At 73.3% G+C, this 11975-nt stretch carries 13 protein-coding genes; 7 read left to right on the forward strand and 6 right to left on the reverse strand.

The annotated features are described in order from the left end of the window. Nucleotides 1–13 precede the first annotated feature (13 nt). The gene (locus FHX75_RS18765) at nucleotides 14–628 is read left to right on the forward strand and encodes a histidine phosphatase family protein (RefSeq protein ID WP_154941462.1); all 615 of its coding nucleotides are present in this window, start codon (nucleotides 14–16) and stop codon (nucleotides 626–628) included. A 29-nt stretch (nucleotides 629–657) separates the two neighbouring features. After that, nucleotides 658–1083 carry an ASCH domain-containing protein gene (locus FHX75_RS18770; RefSeq protein ID WP_154941464.1) on the forward strand — a complete coding sequence of 142 codons (426 nt, stop codon included), beginning with the start codon at nucleotides 658–660 and terminating at the stop codon, nucleotides 1081–1083. Between the two features lie 70 nt (nucleotides 1084–1153). Here FHX75_RS18770 and FHX75_RS18775 read toward each other — a convergent pair whose 3' ends face one another. Further along, nucleotides 1154–1816, reverse strand: coding sequence for a type 1 glutamine amidotransferase domain-containing protein (locus tag FHX75_RS18775; protein ID WP_246158180.1), 663 nt, complete (start codon nucleotides 1814–1816; stop codon nucleotides 1154–1156). 72 nt (nucleotides 1817–1888) lie between these two features. Between FHX75_RS18775 and FHX75_RS18780 the strand changes: the two genes are divergently transcribed. Next, nucleotides 1889–2773: a LysR family transcriptional regulator gene (locus FHX75_RS18780; RefSeq protein ID WP_154941467.1), complete on the forward strand. Its 885-nt coding sequence runs from the start codon at nucleotides 1889–1891 to the stop codon at nucleotides 2771–2773. 7 nt (nucleotides 2774–2780) lie between these two features. Here the strand turns inward: FHX75_RS18780 and FHX75_RS18785 are convergent, their stop codons facing one another. Continuing rightward, nucleotides 2781–3113, reverse strand: coding sequence for a protealysin inhibitor emfourin (locus tag FHX75_RS18785; protein WP_154941468.1), 333 nt, complete (start codon nucleotides 3111–3113; stop codon nucleotides 2781–2783). A gap of 359 nt (nucleotides 3114–3472) precedes the next feature. On the opposite strand from FHX75_RS18785, the gene FHX75_RS18790 reads away from it, so the two are divergent. From FHX75_RS18790 to FHX75_RS18800, 3 genes are all read left to right on the forward strand, one after another. After that, a complete protein-coding gene (locus FHX75_RS18790; RefSeq protein WP_154941469.1) occupies nucleotides 3473–5860 on the forward strand; it encodes a M4 family metallopeptidase in 2388 nt (795 codons plus the stop codon). Nucleotides 5861–5971: 111 nt separating this feature from the next. Beyond that, on the forward strand, nucleotides 5972–6739 hold the full coding sequence (locus tag FHX75_RS18795; protein WP_154941471.1) for an enoyl-CoA hydratase/isomerase family protein: 768 nt from the start codon (nucleotides 5972–5974) through the stop codon (nucleotides 6737–6739). 116 nt (nucleotides 6740–6855) lie between these two features. Continuing rightward, a complete protein-coding gene (locus tag FHX75_RS18800) occupies nucleotides 6856–7341 on the forward strand; it encodes a DUF6228 family protein (protein WP_425463500.1) in 486 nt (161 codons plus the stop codon). Between the two features lie 104 nt (nucleotides 7342–7445). Here FHX75_RS18800 and FHX75_RS18805 read toward each other — a convergent pair whose 3' ends face one another. Next, nucleotides 7446–8030: a peroxiredoxin-like family protein gene (locus FHX75_RS18805; protein WP_246158187.1), complete on the reverse strand. Its 585-nt coding sequence runs from the start codon at nucleotides 8028–8030 to the stop codon at nucleotides 7446–7448. 71 nt (nucleotides 8031–8101) lie between these two features. On the opposite strand from FHX75_RS18805, the gene FHX75_RS18810 reads away from it, so the two are divergent. Further along, complete coding sequence (locus FHX75_RS18810) at nucleotides 8102–8722, forward strand: TetR/AcrR family transcriptional regulator (protein WP_246158190.1); 621 nt, start codon at nucleotides 8102–8104, stop codon at nucleotides 8720–8722. Between the two features lie 79 nt (nucleotides 8723–8801). Here the strand turns inward: FHX75_RS18810 and FHX75_RS18815 are convergent, their stop codons facing one another. The 3 genes from FHX75_RS18815 to FHX75_RS18825 form a co-directional block, all read right to left on the reverse strand. Then, a complete protein-coding gene (locus FHX75_RS18815) occupies nucleotides 8802–9245 on the reverse strand; it encodes an HNH endonuclease (protein ID WP_154941475.1) in 444 nt (147 codons plus the stop codon). A 637-nt stretch (nucleotides 9246–9882) separates the two neighbouring features. Next, nucleotides 9883–11409 carry an FAD-dependent oxidoreductase gene (locus tag FHX75_RS18820; RefSeq protein ID WP_154941477.1) on the reverse strand — a complete coding sequence of 509 codons (1527 nt, stop codon included), beginning with the start codon at nucleotides 11407–11409 and terminating at the stop codon, nucleotides 9883–9885. A gap of 38 nt (nucleotides 11410–11447) precedes the next feature. After that, on the reverse strand, nucleotides 11448–11939 hold the full coding sequence (locus tag FHX75_RS18825; RefSeq protein WP_088960012.1) for an MSMEG_6728 family protein: 492 nt from the start codon (nucleotides 11937–11939) through the stop codon (nucleotides 11448–11450). Between the last annotated feature and the right edge of the window lie 36 nt (nucleotides 11940–11975).

Below are 11975 nucleotides of genomic sequence, written 5' to 3' on the forward strand. Positions count from 1 at the left end.
CGAGGAGGCGACGATGGCCACCCGGCTGCTCTACCTGGCCCGGCACGGCGAGCAGGACCGCCCGGAGATCGAGTCGCCGGAGGTGGGGCTCTCCGAGCGGGGCCGCCGGCAGGCCGCGCTGCTCGGTCAGCGACTGCGGGCCGTGCCGTTGCGCGCCGTCCACCACAGCCCGCTGCGCCGGGCCGTCGAGACCGCCGAGCTGGTCGCCGGGTCACTGCCCACGGTCCCGGTGTACGCGACCGAGCTGGCCGGCGATCACCTGCCGCACGACACCGACCCGGCCGGGCTGCCGGTGGCGTACGCGAGTTTCCTGGCCGGCTTCTCGGCGCGCGAGCGGGCCGACGGGCCGCGACTGGCGCGGGAGGCCGTCGCCCGGTTCGCCACCGCCCCGATCGACGGTGACGTCCGCGAGCTGGTGATCACGCACAACTTCCTGATCGCCTGGCTGGTCCGGCACGCCCTGGACGCCCCGGAGCGGCGCTGGCTGGGCCTCAACCACCACAACGCCGGGCTGACCGTGATCCGCTACAGCTCGACCGGGCCGCCCAGCCTGATCGCCTTCAACGACGTGACCCACCTGCCGCCCGAGCTGCGCGGCACCGGACTGCCCAGCGATTATCGGGTGTGACCGGGCGCGCTGGCGGCTACGGTCGCCGGATGACGACGCCGCCGCCCGACCTGCCGAAGACCGAGTTCGCCTTCCCGGGGCCGCTGCGGGACCAGCTCGTCGCGGCCGTCCTCTCCGGCGCGAAGACCTCCACCACCGGTCTGTTCCAGGACCACGAGCGCGACGGCGAGCCGCTGCCGGTGGTCGGCGCCCGCTCGGTGGTGGTCGACTCCGCCGACCGCCCGGTCGCGGTCATCGAGCTGACCGAGGTGCGCGTCCTCCGGCTCGGCGACGTCGACCTGGACCACGCCCGGGACGAGGGCGAGGGGTACGACTCCGTCGCCGCCTGGCGCGCCGGGCACGAGGCGTACTGGCACGGCCCCGACTACCGGGGCTGGCTCGGCGACCCCGACTTCACCGTGACCGACGACACCCTCGCGGTCGCCGAACGCTTCCGCCTCCTGCAGCGCCTCTGACAGCCGCGGAAGAGTGGCCGTTCCACCGGGAACGGCCACTCCTCCGGGCGTCCGCACCCGCCGAGGGGGGTCAGCGGGAGGCGACGGTCCTGACGACGGCTTCGGCCATGGCCCGGGCGGACTGCGGGTTCTGGCCCGTGACCAGGCGGCCGTCGACGACGACGTGCTCGGTGAAGTTCGGCGCCGGTACGTGGACGGCACCGGCCTCGGTGAGCTTGTCGGCCAGCAGGAAGGGGACCTCGTCGCTGAGGCCGACGGCGTTCTCCTCGTCGTTGGTGAAGCCGGCCACCCGCTTGCCCGCCACCAGGTGGGAGCCGTCGGAGAGCTTCAGGTTCACCAGCGCGGACGGGCCGTGGCAGACCGCCGAGACGACTCCGCCCCGCTCGTAGACGGTCGCGGCGATGCGCGCCAGGTCCGGGTCGTTCGGGAAGTCCCACATCGTGCCGTGACCGCCGGCGAAGACGATCACGTCGTACCCGGTCGGGTCGACGTCGGCGGCCTTCGCGGTGTGCTCCACGCCGGCGGTGGCCAGGAAGTCGTTCTGGGTCCGGTCGTTCTCGTCCCGGCCGTCCAGCGGCGGCTGACCGCCCGCCACCGAGACCAGGTCGACGTCCCAGCCGGCGGCCCGGAACACCTCCCACGGCTCTGCGGCCTCGCCGACGTAGAAGCCGGTCTCGCGGCCGGTGGTGCCGAGCTGGCGGTGGCTGGTCAGAGCGATGAGTGCACGTGTCATGTCGACCATGCTGGCGCGCGAATCCATAGCCGACCAATAGGCGAACGACACAGCGGCGATAGGTTTGCTGATGTGAAGGTGTCGCTCGACCTGCTCCGCAGCTTCCTGGCCGTGCACCGGGCCGGTTCGATCACCGCGGCCGCGGAGCTGCTCGGGCTGGCCCAGCCGACGGTCACCGCCCAGATCCGCGCGCTGGAGGAGGCGGTGGGTCGGCCGCTCTTCGACCGCCTGCCGAGGGGCGTGCTGCCCACCCCGGCCGGCGACGAGCTGGCCCGCCGGGTGGCCGATCCGCTGGACCGCCTCGACGTCGTACTCGCCGACGACACGGCCACGCCGTACCCGCGGACGGTCTTCCTCGGCGGGCCGGCCGAGTTCCTCGCGGAGCTGGCGCTGCCGGCGGTGGCCGGTCTGGTCGCCGAGGGCCTGGAGCTGCGGGTCTCCGCGGGACTGCCCGAGCAGCTCCTGGACGACGTCGCCGCCGGCCGGCTCGACCTGGTGGTGAGCAGTGTGCGCCCCCGGCGGCGGGGGCTGGCCGTCGAGCCGCTCTACGACGAGGAGTTCGCCCTGGTCGCCGCGCCCGCCTGGGGCGAGCGGCTGCCCGACCCGGTGACCCCGCAGGCCCTGCGGGACGTGCCGCTGGTCGCCTACGCGGAGGAGGCGCCGATCCTGCGCCGCTGGTGGCGGACGGTCTTCGACACCCGACTCACCCGTACGCCGAACCTGGTGGTGGCCGACCTGCGCGCGGTGCTGGCGGCCGTGGTGGCCGGCGCCGGGGCGAGCGTGCTGCCGACGTACCTGTGCCGGGGTGAGCTGGCCTCCGGCGCGCTGCGTCCGCTGTCGAGCCCGGCGGTGCCCCCGCTGAACACGCTCTTCCTGGCCGCCCGGCCCGCGGTGGCGGGGCGGCGCGAGGTGCAGGCGGTACGGCGGGCGCTGCTCACGGCGGCGGCCGGCTGGTAGCCCGGCGTCAGCGCAGGGCGCCGGCCCGGAGCAGGAGGTCGGCCAGGGCGGAGGCGGCGGCCGGCGGCTGGGGGCCACTCGGGCAGTCGGCCCACTCGACCGTGTTCGCGTCGATGGTCAGCCGGTAGGTGTAGGTGTCCGCGCAGCGCACGTCGGGGCGGCCGGGGCCGCCGCCGCTGGGGGCGCTGCCCGCCAGCGCGCGCAGCCGGTCGAGATCGGCCGGGGAGAGCTGACCCGTCCGGGCCGTTCCGGTGCGACCGGTCGCCGTCCATCGCCCGTCCGGTTCCACGGTCACCGTCTCCGCGCCGCCCGCGATGCCGCCGCTGCGGGTCAGCGTCACCCGGGAGGCGGTCGCGGCGGGGGCGGCGGTGGCCGTGCCGCCCGGTGTGGCGGTGCCTGGCGTGGCCGTGGCGGTCCCACCGGTAGGGGTGTCCGACGCCGGGGCAGGTGAGCCGGAACCGGTTGCTGAGCAGCCGGTCAGGAGTCCGGCCACAGTTACGATCTTGACAATGGCCAGGACGGATGATCTCATGCCGTTCGGACGTGCATCGACGCCGCCGGGTTCCCTCACCAGGGCTCATCCTCCGTTCGGCCAGTGTCGCGGGATGGAAGCGCTTCCCCTCTTCTCTTTTCTTTGATGTATCTGCATATTTACATGCGTGACTACCCCCGTCACATCTTTCCTTGTCAGGAGGGCACGTGAAGAGAACCCTCGCCGCCGTCAGCGCAGCGCTGCTTACCAGCGGCATGCTGACCTGCGTCGCCACCGCAGCGCAGGCGGCCCCTAGCGCCCCCGCCCCGGACACCTCACCCGCAGCTCGTGCCGAAAGCCTGCTCCGCAACAACCCCGGCGCCGTCCAGGGCGTCAGCGGAGAGTCGTACCAGGCGGTTCGCACGAAGGTGGACGCGAACGGCGCGGCGCACACCCGCTACACCCGGACCTACCAGGGCCTGCGCGTCTACGGTGGCGACTTCGTCATCCACACGACGCCCACCGGTGGCTACGCCGGCTCCTCGGTCGGCCTCGCCGCGCCGCTCACCCTCGGCACCGCGCCGAAGGTGACGCCGGCCAGGGCCAAGGCGACGGCCAGGAAGGCGTTCTCCGGCAAGCTGGAGAGCGTCGGCGCCCCGGAGCTCTTCGTCGACGCCAGCTCCGGCACCGGCCGCCTCGCCTACGAGACGGTGCTCTCCGGCTGGCACACCGACGGCCAGACCCCGTCGCGGTTCCACGTCATCAGCGACGCGATCAGCGGCAAGGTGATCGGCTCGTACGACGAGATCGAGATGGTGGCCGGCACGGGCCAGAGCGTCTACTCCGGCACGGTCGCCATCGACACCACGCTCTCCGGCAGCACGTACCAGATGATCGACCCGTCGCACGGCAACGGCAGCACCTGCGACATGAACAACGGGACGTCGACCTGCACGACGTTCACCAACAACGACAACAGCTGGGGTGACACGAACACCCGCCAGCGCGCCGCCGTCGACGCGCACTTCGGTGCGGCCAAGACCTTCGACTACTTCAAGAACGTGCACGGCCGCAACGGCATCTTCGGCGACGGTCGCGGCGTGCCCAGCCGGGTGCACTACGGCAACAACTACGTCAACGCCTTCTGGGACGGCTCCCGGATGACCTACGGCGACGGCTCCGGCAACGCCCGGCCGCTGGTCTCGCTCGACGTGGCCGCGCACGAGATGAGCCACGGCGTCACCGAGAACGTGGTCCCCGGCGGCCTGACCTACTCCGGCGAGTCCGGCGGCCTCAACGAGGCCACCAGCGACATCTTCGGCAACATGGTCGAGTTCTACGCCAACACCACCGCCGACCCGGGTGACTACCAGGTCGGCGAGAAGATCAACATCAACGGCAACGGTACGCCGCTGCGCTACATGTACGACCCGAAGCTGGACGGCTCGTCCGACACCTGCTGGACGACCGGCACCAAGAACAAGGACGTGCACTACTCGTCCGGCGTGGCCAACCACTTCTTCTTCAACCTGGCCGAGGGCACCGGGGCCACCCCGTACGGCACCTCGCCGGTCTGTGGCTCCGCCCCCGCCGTGACCGGCATCGGTCGCGCCAAGGCGGAGAAGATCTGGTTCCGCGCCCTGGACGTGTACTTCACCTCCAACACCTCGTACGTCAACACCACCACGCCGTCGAACACCGCCCGGGCCTACAGCCTCCGCGCGGCGACCGACCTGTACGGCAACTGCTCCACCGAGTACAAGGCCGTCCAGGCGGCGTGGACCGCGGTGGCCGTCTCCGGCAACGACGCGCCCTGCTCGTCGACCGGTAACGACTTCTCCGTCTCGCTCTCCCCGACCTCCGGCTCGGTGACCGCGGGCGGCTCGGTCTCGACCACCGTCGCCACCGCCACCACCGGTGGCACCGCGCAGACCGTGACGTTCTCCGCGTCCGGCCTGCCGACCGGCGCCACCGCCACGTTCAACCCGACCTCGGTCACCTCGGGCGGCTCGTCGACCCTCACCATCGCCACCTCGGCCAGCACCCCGGCCGGCACCTACACGGTGACCGTCACCGGCGCCGGCTCGGTGAACCGGACGGCGACCTACACGCTGACCGTCAACGGCACCGGTGGCGGCTGCACCGGCGCCGGCCAGAAGCTCGGCAACCCCGGCTTCGAGTCCGGCACCACCCCGTGGGCGTCGACCTCGGGCGTCATCGGCTCGTTCACCGGCCAGCCCGCCCGTACCGGCACCCGCAACGCCTGGCTGAACGGCTACGGCAGCACCCACACCGACACGCTCTCGCAGGCGGTGACCCTGCCGGCCGGGTGCACGTCGTACAACTTCACCTTCTGGCTGCACATCGACTCGGCGGAGACCACCACCGGCACCGCGTACGACACGTTCAAGGTGCAGGTGCTCAACTCCTCCGGGACCGTGCTGGCGACCCTGGCGACCTACTCGAACCTGAACAAGGCCACCGGGTACTCGCAGAAGTCGTTCTCGCTGGCCTCGTACGCCGGCCAGACCGTCACCCTGAAGTTCACCGGCACCGAGGACTCCTCGCTCCAGACGTCCTTCGTGGTCGACGACACCGCGGTCAACGTCTCCTGACCTGACCTCACCGTCGGCGGGCCCGGCGGCCACCCCTCGCGGGTGGTCGTCGGGCCCGCGCCGTTATGGTCGCCGGACCGGGTCGGCGCGCGCCGGCCGGCGGAAGGGGTGGTGTCGGTGTCGGACGCGGAACTGACCGTCGAGGTGACCGGCGCGGTGGCGACGGTGACGATCCGGAACCCGGCCCGGCGCAACGCGATGACCCCGGACATGTGGCGGCGGCTGCCGGTGCTGCTCGACGCCCTGGAGGCCGACCCGGCGGTACGCGCCCTGGTGCTCACCGGCGCGGGCGGCACCTTCTGCGCCGGCGCCGACCTGGGCGACCTGGACGAGTTGCTGGACGCCGGCGACCACAGCATCGCGGTCGTCGCCGAGGAACGGCTGGCCGCCTTCGCCAAGCCGACGGTCGCCGCCGTGCAGGGGCCCTGCGTCGGCGGTGGTTGCCAGCTCGCCGTGGCCTGCGACCTGCGGGTCGCCGCCCCGGACGCCCGCTTCGGCGTGCCGCCGGCCCGGCTCGGGCTGGTCTACCCGGCCCCGACCACCCGCCGGCTGACCCGGCTGGTCGGTCCGGCGACGGCGAAGTTTCTGCTCTTCACCGCCGAGCTGATCGACGCCGAGCGGGCGCTGCGGGTCGGCCTGGTGGACGAGGTGGTCGACGACCTGGCCGGCCGGGTGGCCGCGATCACCACCGCCATCGCGCAGCGCTCGCAGCTCAGCGTCGCCGCCGCCAAGGAGATCGTCGACGACCGGGCCGGGCCGGCCCGGATCGCCTGGTGGCACCGGAAGGTGCGGGACAGCGGCGAGGCCCGCGAAGGGGTCGCCGCCCACCGCGAGCGACGCGCGCCGAACTTCGCCTGGTCACCGTCCGACCGCCCCTGACCGCCGCTGATCGTGGTCCCGTCGGTTCGAGGGTCCGGCCCGGCACCCTCAGACACCTCCCGGACGCTACGGACCTGATGACGTAGACGGATCGCCATGTCGACGTCGAGCCGGGAATGCGCCTGCCATGCGTACCCCGGACGCCTTACTGTCCCTGCGTGCCGCACCTTCGCCCGCCTGCCGACGAGCTCGACGTGACGATCCGATGCCAAGCGGATCCGGGGGTGTCCGTCCGCCTGCACAGTCGCCACTTCCCGGACCAGTACGGCGTCGGCTTCTCGGTCGAGGCCCGGGCCGACGGCCTGCGTGCCGAGCTTCCCGCAGTGGAGGTCTGGGTCTGGGACGACGCGTGGCTGCCTGATTTCATCGGTCAGCTGGCCGCTGACTATCAGGGCTGGACCGAGGATCGTCGTTGGCAGACGAACCACCTGGCTGTCCGTGCCGTCTTCCATTCCCGAGGCCACGTCGCACTGACCTGGGACCTCCAACCCTGGGCGTCGCGTGCGGACACGTGGCGGGCGTCGATCACGACCTGGCTCGAAGCCGGCGAGCAGATGAGCCGACTTGCCGCGGACCTCCGCGAGTTCCTGCCCAAGCCGTGAGTCGTCCACGACATCAGGTCTGTAGCGTCGGCAACCCCTCTCCGGCGCCGGCCCGTCAGGGGCGGCAGTGAGCTCCGGCGATGTGGACGTGTGGGGGGGGTCCGTCAGCCGTCGGCCCGGGGAGCCGGCGGAGGCGACGTGACGAGCCTCAGCAGCTCGTCGACCGACCACTGGTCGTAGACGTGCTCGCCGTGCCTGCTCGCCAGGACCGAGCCGTCCGGCGCGATCAGGAAGTCGGCGGGAAGCCCGAACCGCCCGCCGTGCGGGACGGCCGCCGGTGGGCGCTCCCGGCCCCGCAGGACGGCCCACGAGCTGCGCAGCACCGCACGCAGGATCGGCAGCCAGGCGCGCGGGCTGAGCAGCGCGCGCACGGCCGGCTCGACGCCGAACTCGCGGTAGAGCCGCTTGTCGGGGTCGGCGATGACGGCGAAGGGCAGGTCGTCGGTGTGCTCCCGCAGCTCGTCGGCGGGGGAGTGGAAGACCACGACCTCGCGAACCCCGGCCGCCTCGATCTCGGCGTGCCGGCGGACGATCGAGCGCAGGTGCAGGTTGCAGACCGGGCAGCCGGCGAACCGACGGAACTGGAGGTGGACCAGGCGTTCGGCGTCGGGGACGGCCACCGGCGGCCCGGAAACCGGGGTGAGCCGACGGCGGGACACGGTCGAACCAGGGGCAGACGGGCGAGTCACGGTTGCCTCCCTGTCGTAGGCGTACGACGTACTCCTACAGGGTTAGGCTTACGTTGTACGCTGTCAAGGCCATGCCTCGCCCCCGCTCACTCACCCCGGCCCAACTCGCCTCGGCCGCGCTGGCCGTCATCGACCGCGACGGGCTTTCCGCGCTCACCATGCGGGCGGTCGCCCAGGAGCTGGGCACCAGCCCGATGGCCCTCTACCGCTACGTCGCCGACCGGGACGAGCTGGAGGCGCTGGTCGTGGAGGAGGTGCTGTCCACCGTCGACACCGCCGCTCCGCCGGACGAAAGTTGGCAGGACCGGGTGGGCGTGCTGGTCCAGCGGATGCGGGTCGCGATCGGTGGGCATCCCGCCGTGGTGCCGCTGCTCCCCGTGCACCGGCACCGGTCGCCGACCGTGCTGCGCTGGACGGAAACCGTGCTCGGCGTCCTCGCCGAGGCGGGCTTCGCCGGCACCCGCCGGGTGGTCGCGCTGCGCGCCCTGCTCGCGTACGCCGTCGGCGCGATCCAGCTCGAACACCTGGGCCCACTCTCGGGGAGCGGCACCGACGCGATGGCGGGACTGTCCCCGGCGGAGTTCCCGCATCTGTCGGCCACCGCCGCCGACGCCCGCCGGGTGAGACCGGACGCGGAGTTCGACGGTGGACTCGACCTTCTGCTGCGCGGCCTGGCCGTCTCCTCCGACTGACCGGGGCGGAGGGACCGGCGGGCGCCGCGCCGGAGGCGTACCCCTCCGACGCGGCCCCCTGTGCCCGCCGGCCGGCGGGTCACCGCCCGGCGAACGCGGCCCAGCTCGGCGTCACCGGCTCGCGCCGCAGCGGCATGCCCGCCTCGGCCGGCGTCCGGTCGCCCTTGCGCTGGTTGCAGGCGTAGCAGGCGGCGGTCGTGTTCTTCCAGGTGTTCCGGCCGCCGCGCGAGCGGGGCAGGATGTGGTCGATGGTGCTGGCCGGGCCGCCGCAGTACGCGCAGCACCGGTCGTCGCGGCGCAGCACGGCGGCGCGGGACCAGGCCGGCCCGGCGTGGAACCGCCAGCGGGTGACCACGTACCGGACGAGGCGGACCACCCGGGGAACCGGGAAGACCCCGATCACCTGGTCCGGCTCGGCCTCGTGGATCTCCGCGACCCGGCGACACAGCATCCGGATCGCGTGCTGGACGGTGACCCGGTGCAGCGGGCCGAGGTCGGCGTTGATGACGAGGACGGCGTCCACCGGGCTCTCCCTTCACGATCGGCGGCGGACCGGGCCGGACAGCGAAAAGCCGCCCGGTCCGGCTGGGGACGGGCGGCTGGAGCGCGTGCGGGCACGCGTCAGTCGGGCCACCCGTCCCGGGGACCTTCAGCTCGGCAACCATCGAGCGGCAGCGTCGACCACGCGCACCTGACGTGCGACAACGACATGACTGACTCCCGGCGGGCTGGTTGACCTTGCGCGATCACGGTAGGGCGGGCCCGGGCGGGCCGGCAACGCATTTCGATGCCCGCCCGGGGCCGGCTCAGCCGGAGACCGACCAGACCCGCACCTCCACCGAGGGCGGCGTGGCCCGGAATCGGTTGTGCAGGATCTGGAGGTAGTTGACGACGGTGGGGTCGCCCGGGTCGGGCTGGCAGCAGGTGACCGGCGTCTTCCGGACCAGGTTCAGGTTGATGCTGTCCGGCCGGGACGCCCGGGGATTGCGGCACCCGGCGTAGCTGAGGTCCTTCGGGTCGTCGGTCCAGTGGTACCAGGCGAGCTGTTCCAGCCGGGCCTGGAAGATCAGCGTCCCGGCGCCGGTGCCCCGGTCCAGGGGACGCTGTCCGGTTCCCGACCGTCGGCGGACCCGGCCGGGGGAGCCGACGGGTCCGACCGCTCAGCGTCGGGCCAGCAGTCCACGCGGCCGGACGGAGCGGACCGGCTCGGCCGCCGCGCCCTCGGCCCGCAGGATGTGGTTGGCGGCGATGATGCCGGTCGCCGCCGCGCGCTCCATCAGCGCGCTCGGGAACTCCGTCCGGATGCCGTCGCCGGCCAGGTAGAGGCCGTTCGCGTCGGTGCGTACCCCCGGTCGGTCGGCGTGGCTGCCCGGGGTGAAGGCCGGAGCCTGGGCCTCCACCCGGGCCCGCAGCTCGCGGACCCGCAGCCCGGCCGCCTCCGGCCAGAGCATGGTCAGCTCGACCCGCATCCGCTCGGCCAGCTCCTCGGCGGGCACGCCCTCGTCGCAGGCGTACGCGTGCAACTCCAGCACCGAGCCGTCGGTCCGCTCGGCCCACCGGCGGGAGGAGTTCTCCAGCCGGTGGTAGAGGGTCACCGAGTCCAGGGTGGGCTGCCGGGACACCCCGCTGAACACCGCCCGGTCGGCGCGGACGTCCCCGTCCATCCAGTACCGCGCCACCGCGTACGGCGGGCCGGGCCGGCCGAACGCGGGCATCCGCGCCACCAGCCGGGGCGCCGCCCCGGGCAGGCCGGGGGAGGCCGCGACCAGGGCGGCCAGCGCGGGCGGGTCGACGGCGAGCACCACGTGCGCGGCGCGGTACGCCGAGCCGTCCGCGGTCCGCACCCGCCAGCCACCGGGCTCCCGGTCCAGCCGGGTGACGGCGGCCTCGGTGACCACCCGGCCGCCGTGCTTCTCGACGTGCCGGGTCAGCGGCTGCCAGATCGCCGTCGCGTAGTCCTCGTCCGGGCAGTCGAAGGCCAGCCCCTCCGGGTTGCCGAGCAGGTAGAAGTGGAACTGGGCGATCATCTCGGCGGCCGACATCTCCGCCTCGCGGTTGAAGAACGAGTGCGAGAAGACCTCGAAGAGCATCGCCCGGGCCCGGTCCGGCAGCTTCAGCGAGGTCAGCAGCTGGTCGGCGGTGGCGGTGTCGAACTCGGCGTAGGTGCGTTCCGGGTGGTAGCTGAGCAGCGGCAGCGCGGCGTCGGAGTCCATCCGGCGCAGGTCGGCCAGGCGCAGGCTGGGGCTGCGCAGCAGGAGGGCGAGCAGGTTCAGCGGCGGGGCCGGCGGCAGCCGGCCGAACTCCTCCGTCGGCCACTGCCCGCTCAGGATCGGGTACCCGGGGATCGGCTTGAGGAAGCCCAGGCCCGGATCGACCCGGCGCAGGATCGCCCGCCAGTTGTAGTACTGCCGGAAGAACGCGTGGAACCCGTGCTCGATGAGCTGGGTGCCGTCGGTCAGGGCCTCCGGCCAGGCGCCGAGCCGGCCGCCGAGCGTCGGCGCGGCCTCCAGCACGGTCACCGCCACGCCCCGCTCGGCGAGCACCACCGCCGCGGACATGCCGGCGATCCCGCCGCCGACCACCACGGCCTCGACCGGGCGCGGCACGCGGGCGGCGCCACCGCCGCCGGGGTCGACCACCCGCTGCCGTACGCCGATGAGCCGGCCCAGCATCTGTGACAGCGCCATGTGCACCTTCCCGGCCGAGGAAATCTCAGTCTGCCCGGTCAGCCCTCGGACGGCAGCAGACAGCGCCGTTCCCGGTCCGAGGCGGGCCAGACGTACTCCAGGTCGGGCGGGATGTCGCCGAACTGCGGCCGGTAGTGCTCCGGGTCCTTGCGCAGCAGCGACGAGCGGTGGCTCAGGTGCAGGTCCTCCCGGCCCAGCCAGGGTGGCAGCTCGCCGGCCCCGGCCAGCTCGGCCTGGGTCCGGATCCGCTCGATCCCGCAGGCGGCGGCCAGGTCGGTGGTCATGGTGCCGGCGCAGGTGTCCGCCCGGCCCGGCTCGCACCAGACGGCGCACATGTCCAGCCCGTACCGGGTCAGCGCCTCCTCGTAGCCGGCCCACATCTTCACCGCCGGATGGTTGCGCCAGCCGTAGGTGGGCCGGGTCAGCCCGCGCAGCACCTGGATGGTCTCCACCCGCTGCTTGCCCAGCCGCTTCTGGTCCAGCGTCCGGGCGCTCGCCAGGAAGTCCGGGTACGGGAGGAACGTCTGCATGCCGCTGCACTACCCGCCGTACGCCCCGACATGCGC

The organism is Micromonospora palomenae, assembly GCF_007829925.1.
Lineage (GTDB): Bacteria > Actinomycetota > Actinomycetes > Mycobacteriales > Micromonosporaceae > Micromonospora > Micromonospora purpureochromogenes.